Origin of the sequence: Microbacterium sp. PAMC22086 (assembly GCF_019443525.1) — a bacterium.
Taxonomy (GTDB): domain Bacteria; phylum Actinomycetota; class Actinomycetes; order Actinomycetales; family Microbacteriaceae; genus Microbacterium; species Microbacterium maritypicum.
In genome coordinates this window covers 840,445-855,843 of the sequence record NZ_CP080380.1, presented here as the reverse complement: position 1 = coordinate 855,843, position 15,399 = coordinate 840,445, and the positions used below count along the sequence as shown (strand labels likewise).

The window sequence follows — 15,399 nt, the reverse complement described above, 5'->3', positions numbered from 1 at the left end:
CGCGTACTAAATCTAGTGAGCGAATTTACTCTGCCGAAGGGTACTCTCTCATTGGAAGACAGGGAGGTCAAGTGCCATGACAGAAGTCTCCGCAGACCTGGGAACAGGGCGCGCGAGCGTCGGCGCCATCCTCGACTTCGCCTGGACGGCCGGTGAGTTCACCGCGACCGAGGCGATGGCTGGCACCTCCCTCACCCGCTCGACCGCGATCGATGCGATCGACACCCTCGTCGGCGCCGACGTGCTGCGCGAGCTCCCGAACGCCCGCGCGGCCGGCACCTACCGCGCAGGGCGCCCCTCGCGCCGCTTCGTGCTGGCCCCCGACCTCGGCGTCGTGATCGGGGTGGACGCGGGAGACACCCACCTCGCCGTCACCGTCGCCGATCCCCTCGACCGGACCCTCGTGCATCATCGCGTCGAGTTCGAGCCGTCGCAGGCGGCCGCCGAGAGGCGCGCGACGATCCTCGAGCGCCTGGGCGATGCGCTCGCCGAGGCCGAGGTGACGCGCGACCAGGTGCTCGCAGTGTGCGTCGGCGTCGCCGCCCCCGTGAACCGCGACGGCATCTCCCCTCCCCACCCCGACGGCTTCTGGGAGCGCACCAACCCGGGCCTCGCCGAGGCCCTGCGCGACTGGGCTCCGGTCGTCCAGATCAAGAACGACGCACAGCTCGCCGCCATCGCCGAGGGCGCTGAGGGCGCAGCTATCGGGTGCCGCGACTATGTCGCCCTGCTCGCGAGCGAGCGGTTCGGCGGCGGGGTGGTCGTCGACGGCCACGTGCTGCACGGTGCGCACGGCGGCGTCGGCGAGGGCGTCGTGTTCGACCACATCGTCGGTGTGGGGTCGGCGTTCGGCCTCCGCTACGCGGTGCAGGATCAGGTGCGCGCGGCGGTGGATGAGGGCGAGATCGCCGCAGACAGCGCGGTCGGCCGGCTCGTCGAGGCCGATCGCATCGACCCCCGGCTCGTGCTGACCCTCGCCGCGTCAGGAGACGCGGATGCCGCGCTGGTCACCTCCCGCGTCGGGGCCACCGTCGCCCGCATCGTCGGTGTGCTCGGCAGCATGTACGACCCAGCGCGGGTCATCGTGTGCGGAGCGGTCGCCGAGAGCATCGAGCCCGTGCTGACCGCGGCCCGACGCATCCTGCCCGAAGAGCTGCACCTGCCGGCGCCCGAGATCCTGGCCTCGACGCTCGGGGCCGAGGTCGTGTCACGCGGAGCCGTGGCGACGGCGCGACGTGCGGCGAGGGAGCATGCCGTGCCGCTGTTGGCCGAGGAGCGGCTGCGCCAGAGCGCCTGACGCGGGGTCAGTCCACCAGCAGCGCGGGCTCCTCGAGCACCGATGCCACGTCGGCGATGAAGCGGCTCATGCCGTCGCCGTCGATCACGCGGTGGTCGAAGGACCCTGCGACCGTCGTCACCCAACGAGGACGCACCTCGCCGTCTACGACCCACGGCTTCTGACTGATGGTGCCCATCGCCACGATGCCGGCCTCGCCGGGGTTGATGATCGGGGTTCCGGCATCCATCCCGAACACACCGATGTTCGTGATGGTGATCGTGCCGCCCTGCTGATCGGCCGGCGGGGTCTTGCCCTCGCGCGCCGTGAGCGTCAGACGGTTCAGCGCCCGCGCCAGGTCCTTCATGCCGAGGTCCTGCGCGTCCTTGATGTTCGGCACGAGCAGGCCGCGCGGGGTCGCGGCGGCGATGCCGAGGTTCACGTAGTGGCGCACGGCGATCTCGGCGCCGGCTTCGGTCTCGATCCAGGCCGCGTTCACCATCGGCGTGCGGCGTGCGGCCCAGATCACGGCGCGGGCCATGATCAGCAGCGGCGAGACGCGGATGTCGGCGTAGTCGGGCGAAGCCTTGAGGCGCTTGACGAGCTCCATCGTGCGGCTGGCATCGATCTCCTTCCACACGGTCACGTGCGGGGCCGAGTACGCGCTCTGCACCATCGCCGAAGACGTGGCCTTGCGCACACCCTTGACCGGGATCGACTCGGTGCGGTCGTCGCCGGCAGCCGAAGGCTGGGTCGGAGTGAGCCCTCGCGCGAGCCCAGCCGGAGCAGGCTGGGGTGCGGGCACGGTCTCCTCGCGCACGGTTCCCCACTCGGGAGTCTCGATGTTGCGGAAGACACTGGCCTGCGAGGCGTGCTTCATGACGTCGTCTCTTGTGACCTCGCCGTCGGCGCCGGTCGCGGCGACCGCGGTGAGGTCGACGCCGAGGTCGCGGGCGAGCTTGCGGATCGGGGGCTTCGCGATCACGCCGACGGAGGAGCGCACCGGACGCTCGGCCGGGCGCTTGCGACGCGAGGTGGCCCCGCCTCCCGTGCCGTAGCCGACCAGCACGGAGCCGCCGCCCTCTTCCGCGGCCGGGGCGGCGGGAGCAGCAGCGACCGGAGCACCGGCGGCGGGTTCCGTGACGAACGTGATGATGGGCGTTCCGACCTCGACCGTCGTGCCCTCCGCGACGAGCAGCTCGCCCACCACACCCGCGTGCGGCGACGGCAGCTCGACGAGAGACTTGGCCGTCTCGATCTCGCAGACCACGTCGTTGATCGCGACCGTGTCGCCGGGGGCGACCTTCCAGGCCACGATCTCGGCCTCGGTGAGCCCTTCCCCGACATCGGGGAGGGTGAAGTTCTGCGTGCTCATGACGAGTCCTTTCGGCCGAGCGGGGATGTCAGTATGCCAGGGAGCGATCGACGGCCTCGAGGATGCGGTCGGCATCAGGGAGGTATGCGCCTTCGAGCTTCGCCGGCGGGAACGGGGTGTCGTAGCCCGAGACGCGCAGCACCGGCGCCTCGAGCGCATAGAACGCGCGCTCCATCACGGTCGCCGCGATCTCGCCACCGATGCTGCCGAAGCCCTGGGCCTCCTGCGCGTAGACCATGCGTCCGGTCTTGCGCACCGAATCGAGGATGGGCTCGTAGTCGACCGGCGACAGCGAGCGCACGTCGACGACCTCGCAGCTCGTGCCCTCGGCCTCGGCGAGCGCCGCGGCCTGCAGGAGCGTGGTGACCATCGCACCGTGCCCGACGAGCGTCACGTCGCTGCCCGTGCGGACGACCCGCGAGGAGTGCAGCGGCACGGCGGAGGCATCGAGCTCGACCTCGCCCTTCTGCCAGTAGCGGCTCTTCGGCTCCATGAAGATCACCGGGTCGTTCGAGGCGATCGCCTCCTGGATCATCCAGTACGCGTCGTTGGGCGTCGACGGCGAGACCACACGCAGGCCGGGGGTGTGCGCGAAGTACGCCTCCGGGCTCTCCTGGTGGTGCTCGACCGCGCCGATGTGCCCGCCGTAGGGGATGCGGACCACGATGGGCATGCTGATCGCGCCCTCGTGCCGGTTGGTGAGCTTCGCGAGCTGCGTGGTGATCTGGTCGAACGCGGGGAACACGAAACCGTCGAACTGGATCTCGATGACGGGACGGTACCCGACCATCGCCATGCCGATCGCGGTGCCGACGATCCCCGACTCGGCCAGAGGGGTGTCGAGCACCCGACGGTCTCCGAAGTCGCGCTGCAGATGCTCCGTCACGCGGAAGACGCCGCCGAGCTTGCCGATGTCCTCGCCCATGAGCAGAACCTTCGGGTCGTTCTCCATGGCCTTGCGCATACCCGCGTTCAGCGCCTTGCTGAGCGGCATCGTCTCCAGAGTCACTGGGCTCCTCCTTCGAACGACGCTTCGTACTGCGCGCGCCAGGCCTTCTGCTGGTCGATCAGCGGATGCGGCTCGCTGTACACATGGTCGAAGATCTTGTCGGCGCCGGGCGGCCCGAGCTCCACGGTGCGGGCGCGCAGATCCTCCGCGGCATCCGCCGCCTCCGCCTCCACGTCGGCGAACAGCTGCGCTGACGCTCCCCGCCCTTCGAGGAACGCGCGCATCCGGACGATCGGATCGCGACCGGCCCAGTACTGCTCCTCGTCGCTGCCGCGGTACTTCGTCGGGTCGTCGCTCGTGGTGTGGGCGCCGAGTCGGTAGGTGACGGCCTCGATCGCCTGCGGGCCCTTGCCTGCGCGGGCCTCGTCGAGCGCGGCACGGGAGACGGCGTAGCTGGCGAGCACGTCGTTGCCGTCGACACGGACGCTCGGGATGCCGTAGCCGGCGCTGCGCTGCACGAGCGGCACGCGCGACTGGGTGGACACGGGCACGGAGATCGCCCAGTGGTTGTTCTGGAGGAAGAAGACGGTGGGCGCCTGGTAGCTCGCGGCGAAGACCATCGCCTCGTGCACGTCGCCCTGACTGGATGCACCGTCGCCGTAGTAGACGATGACCGCTTCATCGCGGTCGGCATCGCCGGTTCCGGTGCGGCCGTCGAAGACGAGGCCCATCCCGTAGCCGGCGGCGTGCAGCACCTGCGATCCGAGCACGAGCGTGTACAACCGGGTGTTGCCGTTCTTGGGGTCGGTCGGGTCCCACCCGCCGTGCGAGACGCCGCGCATCAGCTTGATGATGTCGACGGGATCGACGCCGCGGATGCGGGTCACGGCGTGCTCGCGGTACGAGGGGAAGATCGTGTCCTGCGCGCGGGCGGCGCGACCGGAGCCGACCTGTGCCGCCTCCTGCCCCCGGCTCGGCGGCCACAGCGCGAGCTGCCCCTGCCGCTGCAGGTTCGTCGCCTGGGTGTCGATCGCACGGATGACGACCATGTCCCGGTAGAACTGCTCGAGTTCCACGTCGCCGATCGCTTCGATCAGGGGAAGGTATCGCTCAGCGGCGGCGGACGGCGCGTAGCGTCCGGTCTCGTCCAGAACGCTCACAAGGGGTGTCTCGGAGGTGGTCACGCTCTCACGCTACCCGCGCCCGCATGCCAGGTCACGCATACCTAGGACGCCCTTGTAACTGGCGGGAACCCGGAGAAAACCGCGGAAAACCGCCCGAACCAGGAGGAGGGACCGCCTCAGCGGACGGAGGCTGCCACCTCGAGCACGCGGGCGATGGAGTCTTCCTCGCCCACCGAGATGCGGATGCCGTCTCCCGAGAACGGACGGACGATGAGGTCGTTCTCCACGAAGGCCGCAGCCACCTCGTCGGTGCGCTCGCCCGCGGGCAGCCAGACGAAGTTGGACTGGGAGTCTGGCACGTCCCAGCCCTGCGCGCGGAGGCCGCCCAGGAGGCGGGCGCGCCGCTCGACGATCACGGCGACGCGCTCCAGAAGCTCGGGCTCGGCGTCGAGGCTGGCGATCGCGGCGTTCTCCGCGGCGGAGGTGACCGAGAGCGGGATGCCGGTGGTGCGCGCGGCGTCGAGCACCTTCTCGTGTCCGATCGCATAGCCGACGCGGAGGCCGGCGAGACCGTACGCCTTCGAGAAGGTGCGCAGCACCACCACGTTCGGGTGCTGTTCGAACACGCGCTCGGCGAGGCCGTCGACCGCGTCGGGCGCCGTGACGAACTCGGTGTACGCCTCGTCGAGGATGATCAGGACGTCGTTCGGGACGCGCTCGACGAAGGCGGCGAACTCGGCCGAGGTGATGGTCGGCCCGGTCGGGTTGTTGGGCGTGCACAGGATGATCGCGCGGGTGCGATCGGTCACCGCGTCCGCCATCGCATCGAGGTCGTGGCGCGAATCGGCGGTGAGCGGCACCTGCACCCCGGTCGCACCGGTCACCAGCGGCAGGCTGGGGTACGCCTCGAAGGAGCGCCAGGCGTAGATGACCTCATCGCCCACCGACGCGGTCGCGAGGATCAGCTGGTGCAGGATCGACACGCTGCCGGATGCGACGTGCACTTGGTCGGGCTCGACTCCGTAGCGGGCACCGAGACGCGCGCGCAGGCGCCCGGCCGTGGCGTCGGGGTAGCGGTTGATCGGCGTCGTGCTCTGCAGCGCCTCGAGCACCGAGGGCAGGGGATCGAACGGGTTCTCGTTGCTCGAGAGCTTGAACGCGTCGGGGCCTGCCTGCTTGCCCTGGCGATACGGCGCGAGCGCGGCGATGGCGGGACGGATGCGGGGCAGGATGGGCTCGGTCACGAGGTCGAGTCTACGAGGGCGGCGGGATCGGCCATTTGCGGCTTCTCCCCTGTCGGCACTCGATACGCGGTGATACCATTCTGGTATGGCGATGACGGTGCGACTTCCGGAAGAACTCGATGCACAGCTCGGCGAGCTGGCATCGCGGCGACACACGTCCAAGCACGCACTCCTCATCGAGGCGGCGGATCGTTTTCTCCGCGAGGAGGTTACGACCGAGCAGGCCGTGTCGATCGCCCGCGGGGTAGCTGACCGTTACGCCGATCTCCTCAAGAAGCTCGAAGACGCGTGACTCGGTACGTCGAGCTTCCGCACGCAGTAGGCGTCACCGAGGAACTCGGCCTCCACATCCGAGACATCGGGCTTCTCTCCTCCGCGCTCGCCCGGCCATCGAGTTCGATGTTCGGAGTCGAGGCCTACCCGGATCTCGAAGTCAAGGCAGCAGCACTGCTGTCGTCTCTGAGCCAGAATCACCCTCTGTTCGATGGGAACAAGCGCTTCTCCTGGGTTCTCACCCTGACGTTCCTCGAGATGAACAACGTCATCATCGACATGGAGACGGAGCTTGCCTTCGACCTCATCCTTCGGACTGCACAGAGCAAAGCCGGCCTCGATGAGATCGCCGCACTGCTGCGCGCTCATCGCCGCTGAACACCGCCGACCCACCGCGAGATCGGCGCGCTGACAACTCGCGGGCGTCCGTGGGACACTGGTCGGACCATGCGCTTCATCATCCGCGTCGTCGTCAACGCCTTCGCCCTCTGGGTCGTCACCCTGATCCCTGCCCTGCAGGTGGTGATCACCGCCTTCCCGCCGGGCGAGACGCTGCAGCTCGTACTGACCCTGCTCGCGGTGGCCGCGATCTTCGCGCTCGTCAACACGATCATCGGCACGATCGTGAAGATCGTCGCGTTTCCGCTCTACATCATCACGTTCGGTCTGATCGGCTTCCTGATCAACGGCTTCCTGCTGTGGTTGACCGCGTGGATCACGAGCGGCTTCGGCTGGGGCCTGACGGTCGGCGACTTCTGGTGGGGCGTGCTCGCCGCGCTCATCATCTCGGTGGTCAACGGCATCTTCGGCTTCATCCTGCGACCGCAGAGCAAGAACCGCCGCGACTGAGTCGGTCGGGTTCACCCCGCCCGCTCGGCATGGAACTCGATGCGCTCAACCTCTACGGCTTCACCGAGCTCTTCCCAGTACTCGTCGACGGCCTCGGCCCGCGGGTCGTCTGACGCGTCGACCATCTCCGCCGTCGCGACGTAGGTCTCCAGGCCGTGGGTCTGCAGCTTCAGATCCTGGATTCCGCCGTGCGGATCGCCGACGCGCGACGCGGTGAAACTGTCGGGAGATCCCGTCCCCTCCGCCGACCCGCCCGCGGCGAGCGCGGACACGACGTCGTCGGTATGACGCAGCTGGAGCAGAGTCTGGTCGTCGGTCAGACTCGGCTCGGTGGGACTGCCCGCCGTCATCATGACCGACACCTCGAACTCGCTCTCCATCGCCAGGCGGGCGGCGATCATCCCGCCCTGCGAGTGCGCGACCACGTCGACCCGGTCGCCCGGCTCCACACCCGCCGCCGTGAGGGCATCGAGGGTGGCCTGATACGACGCCGACGGGCCGCCCTGATAGAGCTCGACGTTCGACTTCATGTCCCACGGCTCCGACTCCCCCGCCTGCCACGGCAGCGAATTCCGAGTCCCGGCGATGTAGGCCACGTACCGGGGCGCGCCCCCGACCATCGTGTACTTCTCGACCGCGACCTGCGCGGTCGCTCCTGGTACCCGCCGGAAGGCCGCAGCGAGGCCTGTCGGCGCGTTCGGAGTCGTGGTCTTGACCGGCGTCACCCGCATGGGATCCGTCACCCCCGACAGCACCATGCCCGGTCGGACCTTGCCGAGTCCCGAAACGACGCCCACCAGGGCGCCGGCCACGAACACCGACGGGAGCGGGCCGTCCGGGTCGTACTGGTCGCCGAGCCCGTCGAAGCGCTGCCGCTTCCAGCCCGCCACCAGCCAGTCCGCCATGGTCCCCAGCCGTGTGTCTGCCTCGACCATCTCGTCGGCGCGCGCCTGCGCTTCGTTCGCCGCCGCGGCGTCGGTGAGAGCGAGGGCCTCCGCCTGTGCTCGCAGCTCGACCACCTCGAACGCATCGGCCATCAGCAGCGTTCCGGTGCCGGCGTTCTCGATCTCGGCGCCCAGCATGCCCACCCGTTCGCCGCTGCGTCGGAGAGCACCGAGGTCGACCTGCGGATCCGCCTGCGCGGAGGAGGAGAGGAGCGCCTGCGCGCGACCGACCGCCTCGCGCGCCTCGGCGAACCTCGATGCCACCGTGCACAGGCGCGCGCCGACCTCGCGCAGCTGCTCGGTGTCGACGGCGATCGCCCCGCCGTGATCGATCTCCAGCTCCCCCGCGTTCGTCGACGCCTCCGCACTCGTGATCCGCCTCATCCGGCACTCCCTTCAGCCAGCTCCCACCGCCTCACCTCGAGGTTCCCGATCTCGACGGCGGTGTCATCACGCACTCGCGCGAGCAGCTCGTTCAGCGCACGGAGACCCGCGGATCGCCAGTCGGACGCATCGATGAGCGAGACCAGCGTCGCTCCTGCCTCCTCGAGCGTCGAGAGGGCCTCGCCGATCTCCCGACACGCCAGGACCTGCCCCCACGCCGTGGAGGAGCCGCCGGACAGGTCGTGCGCGAACGAGTACATGGCCTCAGCATCCGCGATCACGGGCCACCCGCCCGACCCGATCCGCACGACCGGTGGAGAGAGCGACGCCTGCTCGGGATGTGCAGAAGGTCGCGGGAGACGGCTCGCGCTGTGCAGGACGCCCGAGGGCGGGCAGAATGTATGTGTGACATCCCCGGATCCCTTCCGCGTGATCTTCGTCTGCACGGGGAACATCTGCCGCTCTCCCATGGCCGAGGTCGTCTTCCGCGACCTCGCCGAACGGCAGGGACTCGGCCCGCGCATCGTCTCGCGTAGTGCGGGAACCGGCGACTGGCATCTCGGCGAGCGGGCCGACCACCGCACGATCGATTCGCTGGCCCGACGCGGCTACGACGGCTCGCAGCACCGCGCCCGCCAGTTCACCGCCGCGGCGTTCGCCGACAACGATCTCGTCGTCGCGCTCGACCGCACCCACGAGCGCATCCTGAGGGAGTGGGCGCACGACGAGGACGAGGAGGGCAAGGTCACCCTGCTGCTGGCCTTCGACCCGAACGCCTCGAGCCACGATGTGCCCGATCCGTACTACGCGGGAGCGGAAATGTTCGATTCCGTGCTCGGTATGATTGAGGCGGCGACTCGGGGCCTGTTCCGTCAGCTCGAACCCGCTCTGCGTCTCCCCCGCACGCCCCGCCTCTGAGGGGCCCGATCAGGAGGACTCCCCTGACTTTCCAGCCTTCGCTCCCGCCCCAGCCCCTGAGCCCGCTCGACGGTCGCTACCGCGGCGCCGTCACCGGTCTCGCCGACTTCCTGTCCGAGGCGGGCCTGAACCGGGCGCGCGTCGAGGTCGAGGTCGAGTGGCTGATCGCACTCACCGACCGCTCGCTGTTCGAGACGACTCCGCTCTCCGACGCCGACAAGGAGCGCCTGCGCGCCCTCTACCGCGACTTCGGCCAGGCCGAGATCGACTGGCTCGCCGAGAAGGAAGCCGTCACCCAGCACGACGTGAAGGCGATCGAGTACCTCGTGCGCGACCGGCTCTCGACGCTCGGACTTGACGGCATCGCCGAGCTCACGCACTTCGCCGCCACGAGCGAGGACATCAACTCCGCCTCGTACGCCCTCACCGTGAAGCGCGCCGTCGAAGAGGTCTGGCTCCCGGCGCTCGACACCGTGATCGCGAAGCTGCGCGAGCTCGCCGTCGAGCACGCCGACGCCGCGATGCTCTCCCGCACGCACGGTCAGCCCGCGACGCCGTCGACCATGGGCAAGGAGCTCGCGGTGTTCGCGTGGCGTCTCGAGCGCGTACGCGGCCAGATCGCGGCATCCGACTACCTGGCCAAGTTCTCCGGCGCCACCGGCACCTGGTCCGCGCACCTCGCGGCCGACCCCGACGCCGACTGGCCGACCATCGCCCGCGAGTACATCGAGGGCATGGGCCTGGGGTTCAACATCCTCACCACCCAGATCGAGTCGCACGACTGGCAGGTCGAGCTCTACGACCGCGTGCGTCACGCCGGCGGCATCCTGCACAACCTCGCGACCGACATCTGGACCTACATCTCGCTCGGCTACTTCGCGCAGATCCCGGTCGCCGGTGCCACCGGCTCGTCGACGATGCCGCACAAGATCAACCCGATCCGCTTCGAGAACGCCGAGGCCAACCTCGAGATCTCGGGTGCCCTGCTCGCCTCGCTCGGCCAGACGCTGGTCACCAGCCGCCTGCAGCGCGACCTCACCGACTCCACCACGCAGCGCAACATCGGCGTCGCATTCGGGCACTCGCTGCTCGCCCTGGACAACCTGCGCCGAGGCCTGAACGCGATCTCGCTCTCGCGTGACGTGCTGCTGGCCGACCTCGACGTGAACTGGGAAGTTCTGGCCGAGGCCATCCAGACCGTCATCCGCGCCGAGGTCGTCGCCGGTCGCTCCACGATCACGGACCCCTATGCGCTGCTCAAGGAGCTGACGCGCGGACACCGGGTGGGGGCCGCAGACCTCGCCGAGTTCGTGCAGGGTCTCGAGATCGGCGACGCCGCCAAGCAGCGCCTGCTCGCGCTGACCCCGGCGACGTACACGGGCATCGCGGAGCGCCTCGCCCGCTGAGCGCGGTTCGCACTCGACGGGTACTCCGAGCGCACGGCCCCGTGACTAGGGAGCCGGCTCTCCGGAGTGCTCTTCGACCCTGTCCTTCGGCATGAACGCGGCGGCGATCAGGGTGAGCACGGCGGTCACGGCGACCGCGAAGAACACCCAGACCGACGCATGGATGATCGTGCCGGGGTCGTCAGGACCCGCTCCCTGCGCGATGACCGCGTTGGAGATGGCGCCGAACACCGCGACGCCCACGGCGCTTCCGGCCGACCGTGCGAACGCGTTCATGCCCGTCACCGCCCCGCGCTCGCCCCAGCCGACCGAGGCCTGCGCGGCGATCAGGGTCGGCGCCGCGCTCCACCCGAGTCCGAAACCGAGCACGAAGGCGATGCCGGCGATCACGAATGGGTTCGGCCACGAGGCAACGGCGGCCAGCGCGATGGCGGCGACCGTCGTGATGCTCATGCCGATCAGCGTGGTGCGGCGGAAGCCGACCCGCAGATACAGGCGTCCTGAGTTCGCCGCGGCGAGCGGCCAGCCGAGGGTCAGCGCCGCGACCGCGAGGCCGGAGAGCAGCGGGGCGATGCCGGTGGATCCCTCGAGGTAGGCCGGAGCGAAGCTGGTGACACCGAGCATCAGCGCGCCGATGCCGAGCGACACGAGCGTGGTGGTGAGGATGAGCCGACGAGCCGCGAGACGCAGGTCGACGATCGGCTCGGCGACGCGGCGCTCGACGATGCCGAAGGCCACGAGGGCGATCACCCCGATCCCGAAGCAGAGCGCGCTCTGCACGGACAGCCATGCCCAGGCGTTGCCGCCCTCCAGCATGCCGAGGATGACCGCGGTCAACCCGATCGTGAGCAGCACCGCTCCCGCGTAGTCGATGCTGTGGCGCTGGGTCTGCTTCTGCTCCTTGTAGTTGCGCAGCAGCATCCACCCGGCGATCAGGCAGAGCGGGATGTTGATCCAGAAGATCCACCGCCAGGCGTCGAGCTGGGCGAAGATTCCGCCGAGTGCCGGACCGACGACCGAAGAGATGGCCCACACGCTCGCGACATACCCCTGCACCTTGGCGCGCTCGGCGACCGTGTAGATGTCGCCGACGATGGTCATCGCCATGGGGGCGACGGCACCGGCGCCGATGCCCTGGATGATGCGGAACACGATCAGCGCCGGCATGCTCCAGGCGAATCCGCACAGGAGGGAACCGAGCAGGAACAGCACGATGCCGAGGAGGATGATGGGCTTTCGGCCCACGGTGTCGGCGAATCGGGAGTAGATGGGCACGCTCACGGCCTGCGCGAGCAGATACACCGAGAACAGCCACGGGAACTGCTGGTAGCTGCCGAGATCGCGGACGATGCTGGGCACCGCGGTCGCGAGGATCGTGGCGTCGATCGCGATGAGGCCGGTGGCGAGCATGAGCGCGCCGAGGATGGGGCCTCGCTCCGACCGGAGTCCGATGGAGGCGCGGTCGACGGAGGCAGTCACTACAGGGACAAGCCGATCGGTCGCACCGATATTCCGACCGGTGCGCGATACGCGCGGATCAGGAGGAGGCGCGGCGGCCGGTCGCCTCGGAGTCGGGGTCGTCTCCCTCGGGCTCCTCGTCGTACAGCACCGGACGATCGATCGTCTTGGTGACGTCGGCCGGGTCGACGGCGAGGATCAGCATCGCGAGGATCAGCAGCGTCACGATGAAGGCCCCACCGCCGACGACGAGGCCCAGGGCCAACGGGGTCAGCCCGTCGTACGTGCCGTTCGCGATCGACGCGTTCACCCGCGACGTGAAGGCACCGGTGGAGACCAGCGTGACGACCATGGCGAAGACGCCGCAGCCGGCCGCGATGAGGAGCAGGTGCAGGGGCCGCAGAATGTCCCGGCGGGTGGGCTTCTCGTCGCTCATCGCTCTCCTCCGTGCTCCGCGGGAGCGGCGCTGTCGTTCGAATCGGATGCCGCGGTCGCGGCGTCGATCTGCTTCGGCGTGAGGCCGGCGATGCCGAGGAAGACGGCGACGATCGCCGCATAGCCGCCGAACATGCCGACACCGAGGATGATGCCGGAGAGCACGAATGTGCCGGCCTTGTCGATCGTGTACTCCTGCAGGAAGCCGGCCGGGATCAGCAGCAGGACGACACCGAGCAGAACACCCAGCGCCCCCACGGAGATCGCGTCGCGGGACAGCATGCCGCCGGTGCGACGAGCCCGGATCCCGGCGAGCAGCTCGATGCCGCCGCTGACGATCGCCCAGGACGACACGACGACGAAGAACAGATCATCGGAGCGCCAGGCCGGGATGCCGCTCACCATGCCGGCGACGATGCCGACCGCTGCGAGCAGCACGTACGACCAGCGCGACCCTGCGGGAACGACCAGCCAGGCCGCGAGCACCTGCACGAGGGCGGTGATGAGGACGAAGCCGCTGAACACGGACAGACCGACGGGTGCCGAGTGATCGGATGAGAACGTGATCATCAGCGCAGCGACTGCGGCGAACAGAGCGCGCAGCAATTGCACGTGGCGCATGGTGAATGCGCGAGCAGGGGCAGACATGACGGTCCAGAGTCCTCCGGGGTATTGCTCCCAGTCTACGCGGGGCTGCGCAGACGCAACGCCGGGAGCCGCGCGGAGGGAGGATTCGTGAAGCCCGGCTGATCTCCCCAGATCGATTGCCGGGCTTCACGACATACGCAGCAAGGGGGGCATCACTGCGTCAGGCCGGTGATCGCAGGACTGGGCACCCTGCCTGCGAAGACGGCCAAGTGACCCCACATGCCTACCCGGTCCCCTGAGGTACGCGCGTGCGGTCGTATGCTCACTCTAAGGCGCTGATCTTCACATACCGGAGGGGATCTGTGATGAATATCGAAGATGACGCGCGCAGAGCCGAATCCGATGACTTCGCGAACGCCCTGCGCGACGCGATAAACGCCAAGCCGGTGACGCTGTCGTGGCTGCAGCGGCAGCTCAAGGCACGCGGGAATCGCGTGTCCATGGCGACGCTGAGCTATTGGCGATCGGGCGCGCGACGGCCGGAGGGCGTGCAGTCGCTGGCCGCGCTCTCCGACATCGAGGAGCTCCTCGGGCTCGACGTCGGCGCACTGAGCAGACTTCTCCGCTCGACGAACCGCACAGGGCCGCTCGGCCCGAACCAGTTCCCGATCGAAGAGGAAGAGCTCGAGCTGGCGGTGATCGAGGCCTTCCGCGCGCTCGGCGCCCCGTATCCCGACACCTCGCGCGAGCTCACGACCCATTCGGTGACCGATGTGGGCGCCGACGGCAACATCGCCTCCAGCATCACGCGCAGCATCGTGCAGTCCACGGTGGGCACCATCACGGCGATCCCCTTCCTGGAGATCAACCCCGGGGTGCGCACCCCCGCACCGGAGCTGGCGGCCGTGTCCGGCGGCACGATCGCCGCTCGATACTCCCACCCGGACGGTGAGGTGCACGGGGTGCTGTTCGAGCTCGACGTGCCTCTGACGGCGCCGGAGACCGCGATGGTCGAATGGTCGGTCGAGTATCCGCCCGACTATCCCCAGACGCGCGACACCGGTCACGCCGTGGCTCAGAAGGCCAGAGAGCTGCTGGTGTGGACGCGCTTTCACCCCGATGCCATCCCGGACTGGTGCGAGGAGCACGTCGAGACGCCGGACGGCGTGAAGGTGACCCCGCTGCCGCCGCCGCGCGGAACGTCGGTGCATCTGGTGCGCAGGGCGTTCGGCCCCGGCGCCCTCAGCCTGCACTGGGGATACGGTCCCCGCGAGGATCAGCCGGGCTGATCGCCCGTCGCGACCGGGCGGCCAGGGGTGTTGGACCACTGACTCCACGATCCGGGGAAGACCTTCGCGTCGATGCCGACCTCGTGCAGGACCAGCGCCGTGTGGGCGGCCGTCACACCGGAACCGCAGTACGCCGCGACCGTCGTCCCCGGGGCCACGCCGACCTCAGCGAAGCTCGCCAGGATCGTCTCTCGATCGAGGATGCGCCCCTGCGCGTCGAAGTGCACGGGTTCGGGAAGGTTGCGCGCGCCGGGGATGTGCCCGCCGACCGGGTCGTAGGGCTCGGAGTCGCCGCGATACCGATCGGCAGCACGGGCATCGATCAGCACACCGGATGCCGGGAAGGCGGCAGCCTCGTCGATCGAGATCGCATCGCCGCCGATCGGGCGGAGCACGACGTCGCCCGGTTCCGGGCGCACATCGTCGGTCGCGACGTCGAACCCCGCGGCCTTCCAGCCCTGGATACCGCCGTCGAGCACGCGCACGTCGATGCCGCCCTGACGCAGCAGCCACCACGCGCGGGCAGCTGAAATGCTCTTGAAGTCGTCGTAGGCGACGACCGTGTCACCGGCTCGCACGCCCCATCGACGGGCCGCCTCCTGGAGGGCTGCCGTCGACGGCAACGGGTGCCGTCCCTCCGAGGGCTCGCCGTGGGTGGCCAGCTCGGTGTCGAGCCCGACGAACACGGCACCGGGGATGTGGCCGGTGAGGTAGTCGCCATGCCCCGCCTCGGGACGGTCGAGCCGCCAGCGCACATCGATCACGCGCACCGGCTCTCCCCGGGTCAGAAGGTCGTTCAGCTCGACGGCACTCACGAAGTCGCTCATGCTGCGAGGCTACCGAGTCGGCCACGGCATCCGGTGCGCGTACGTCTTCTCCCGTCACGA

At 69.4% G+C, this 15,399-nt stretch carries 17 protein-coding genes; 7 read left to right on the top strand and 10 right to left on the bottom strand.

All coding sequences use genetic code 11. The annotated features are described in order from the left end of the window. Positions 1-76: 76 nt before the first annotated feature. Complete coding sequence (locus KY497_RS04190; protein WP_055866613.1) at positions 77-1,297, top strand: ROK family protein; 1,221 nt, start codon at positions 77-79, stop codon at positions 1,295-1,297. A gap of 7 nt (positions 1,298-1,304) precedes the next feature. On the opposite strand, the gene KY497_RS04185 is transcribed toward KY497_RS04190, so the two are convergent. The 4 genes from KY497_RS04185 to KY497_RS04170 form a co-directional block, all read right to left on the bottom strand. Continuing rightward, a complete protein-coding gene (locus KY497_RS04185) occupies positions 1,305-2,651 on the bottom strand; it encodes a dihydrolipoamide acetyltransferase family protein (protein WP_055866616.1) in 1,347 nt (448 codons plus the stop codon). Between the two features lie 28 nt (positions 2,652-2,679). Next, complete coding sequence (locus KY497_RS04180) at positions 2,680-3,645, bottom strand: alpha-ketoacid dehydrogenase subunit beta (RefSeq protein WP_218682908.1); 966 nt, start codon at positions 3,643-3,645, stop codon at positions 2,680-2,682. An 11-nt stretch (positions 3,646-3,656) separates the two neighbouring features. After that, on the bottom strand, positions 3,657-4,784 hold the full coding sequence (locus tag KY497_RS04175) for a thiamine pyrophosphate-dependent dehydrogenase E1 component subunit alpha (protein WP_258185878.1): 1,128 nt from the start codon (positions 4,782-4,784) through the stop codon (positions 3,657-3,659). A 116-nt stretch (positions 4,785-4,900) separates the two neighbouring features. Continuing rightward, positions 4,901-5,968 (bottom strand): histidinol-phosphate transaminase, encoded by a 1,068-nt coding sequence (locus tag KY497_RS04170; RefSeq protein WP_219869892.1) that lies wholly within the window; start codon positions 5,966-5,968, stop codon positions 4,901-4,903. Positions 5,969-6,053: 85 nt separating this feature from the next. On the opposite strand from KY497_RS04170, the gene KY497_RS04165 reads away from it, so the two are divergent. The 3 genes from KY497_RS04165 to KY497_RS04155 all read left to right on the top strand — a co-directional run bounded on the left by KY497_RS04165 (position 6,054) and on the right by KY497_RS04155 (position 7,090). Then, positions 6,054-6,260 (top strand): ribbon-helix-helix protein, CopG family, encoded by a 207-nt coding sequence (locus KY497_RS04165; RefSeq protein ID WP_045263836.1) that lies wholly within the window; start codon positions 6,054-6,056, stop codon positions 6,258-6,260. Further along, on the top strand, positions 6,257-6,619 hold the full coding sequence (locus KY497_RS04160; protein WP_141385722.1) for a type II toxin-antitoxin system death-on-curing family toxin: 363 nt from the start codon (positions 6,257-6,259) through the stop codon (positions 6,617-6,619). The genes KY497_RS04165 and KY497_RS04160 overlap by 4 nt, the downstream gene beginning before the upstream one ends. Positions 6,620-6,688: 69 nt before the next feature. Beyond that, on the top strand, positions 6,689-7,090 hold the full coding sequence (locus KY497_RS04155; RefSeq protein ID WP_219869891.1) for a phage holin family protein: 402 nt from the start codon (positions 6,689-6,691) through the stop codon (positions 7,088-7,090). An 11-nt stretch (positions 7,091-7,101) separates the two neighbouring features. Here the strand turns inward: KY497_RS04155 and KY497_RS04150 are convergent, their stop codons facing one another. Then, a complete protein-coding gene (locus KY497_RS04150; protein WP_219869890.1) occupies positions 7,102-8,418 on the bottom strand; it encodes a hypothetical protein in 1,317 nt (438 codons plus the stop codon). Continuing rightward, the gene (locus KY497_RS04145; protein WP_219869889.1) at positions 8,415-8,699 is read right to left on the bottom strand and encodes a hypothetical protein; all 285 of its coding nucleotides are present in this window, start codon (positions 8,697-8,699) and stop codon (positions 8,415-8,417) included. Before KY497_RS04145 ends, KY497_RS04150 begins: the two co-directional genes overlap by 4 nt. A 187-nt stretch (positions 8,700-8,886) precedes the next feature. On the opposite strand from KY497_RS04145, the gene KY497_RS04140 reads away from it, so the two are divergent. Next, entirely contained in the window at positions 8,887-9,336 is a 450-nt protein-coding gene (locus tag KY497_RS04140) for a low molecular weight protein-tyrosine-phosphatase (RefSeq protein ID WP_017829763.1), read from the top strand. A 23-nt stretch (positions 9,337-9,359) separates the two neighbouring features. Then, positions 9,360-10,742: an adenylosuccinate lyase gene (gene purB, locus KY497_RS04135; RefSeq protein WP_051056563.1), complete on the top strand. Its 1,383-nt coding sequence runs from the start codon at positions 9,360-9,362 to the stop codon at positions 10,740-10,742. A gap of 45 nt (positions 10,743-10,787) precedes the next feature. Here purB and KY497_RS04130 read toward each other — a convergent pair whose 3' ends face one another. From KY497_RS04130 to KY497_RS04120, 3 genes are read right to left on the bottom strand one after another with little or no spacing between them, the layout of a single operon-like run. Further along, positions 10,788-12,221, bottom strand: coding sequence for an MFS transporter (locus KY497_RS04130; RefSeq protein ID WP_219869888.1), 1,434 nt, complete (start codon positions 12,219-12,221; stop codon positions 10,788-10,790). Between the two features lie 58 nt (positions 12,222-12,279). Then, the gene (locus tag KY497_RS04125) at positions 12,280-12,636 is read right to left on the bottom strand and encodes a hypothetical protein (RefSeq protein ID WP_017829767.1); all 357 of its coding nucleotides are present in this window, start codon (positions 12,634-12,636) and stop codon (positions 12,280-12,282) included. Continuing rightward, positions 12,633-13,283: a hypothetical protein gene (locus KY497_RS04120; protein WP_055866634.1), complete on the bottom strand. Its 651-nt coding sequence runs from the start codon at positions 13,281-13,283 to the stop codon at positions 12,633-12,635. The genes KY497_RS04125 and KY497_RS04120 overlap by 4 nt, the downstream gene beginning before the upstream one ends. A 305-nt stretch (positions 13,284-13,588) precedes the next feature. Between KY497_RS04120 and KY497_RS04115 the strand changes: the two genes are divergently transcribed. After that, positions 13,589-14,512 carry a hypothetical protein gene (locus tag KY497_RS04115; protein WP_219869887.1) on the top strand — a complete coding sequence of 308 codons (924 nt, stop codon included), beginning with the start codon at positions 13,589-13,591 and terminating at the stop codon, positions 14,510-14,512. On the opposite strand, the gene KY497_RS04110 is transcribed toward KY497_RS04115, so the two are convergent. After that, entirely contained in the window at positions 14,500-15,339 is an 840-nt protein-coding gene (locus tag KY497_RS04110) for a sulfurtransferase (RefSeq protein WP_141385715.1), read from the bottom strand. The genes KY497_RS04115 and KY497_RS04110 overlap by 13 nt on opposite strands. Between the last annotated feature and the right edge of the window lie 60 nt (positions 15,340-15,399).

What these genes read in the sequence shown, in the direction of transcription:
- KY497_RS04190 (WP_055866613.1), top strand. Translation starts at nt 77, where the DNA reads ATGACAGAAGTCTCCGCAGACCTGGGAACAGGGCGCGCGAGCGTCGGC.
- KY497_RS04185 (WP_055866616.1), bottom strand. Translation starts at nt 2,651, where the DNA reads ATGAGCACGCAGAACTTCACCCTCCCCGATGTCGGGGAAGGGCTCACC.
- KY497_RS04180 (WP_218682908.1), bottom strand. Translation starts at nt 3,645, where the DNA reads ATGCCGCTCAGCAAGGCGCTGAACGCGGGTATGCGCAAGGCCATGGAG.
- KY497_RS04165 (WP_045263836.1), top strand. Translation starts at nt 6,054, where the DNA reads ATGGCGATGACGGTGCGACTTCCGGAAGAACTCGATGCACAGCTCGGC.
- KY497_RS04155 (WP_219869891.1), top strand. Translation starts at nt 6,689, where the DNA reads ATGCGCTTCATCATCCGCGTCGTCGTCAACGCCTTCGCCCTCTGGGTC.
- KY497_RS04150 (WP_219869890.1), bottom strand. Translation starts at nt 8,418, where the DNA reads ATGAGGCGGATCACGAGTGCGGAGGCGTCGACGAACGCGGGGGAGCTG.
- KY497_RS04140 (WP_017829763.1), top strand. Translation starts at nt 8,887, where the DNA reads ATGGCCGAGGTCGTCTTCCGCGACCTCGCCGAACGGCAGGGACTCGGC.
- KY497_RS04125 (WP_017829767.1), bottom strand. Translation starts at nt 12,636, where the DNA reads ATGAGCGACGAGAAGCCCACCCGCCGGGACATTCTGCGGCCCCTGCAC.
- KY497_RS04120 (WP_055866634.1), bottom strand. Translation starts at nt 13,283, where the DNA reads ATGTCTGCCCCTGCTCGCGCATTCACCATGCGCCACGTGCAATTGCTG.
- KY497_RS04115 (WP_219869887.1), top strand. Translation starts at nt 13,589, where the DNA reads ATGAATATCGAAGATGACGCGCGCAGAGCCGAATCCGATGACTTCGCG.
- KY497_RS04110 (WP_141385715.1), bottom strand. Translation starts at nt 15,339, where the DNA reads ATGAGCGACTTCGTGAGTGCCGTCGAGCTGAACGACCTTCTGACCCGG.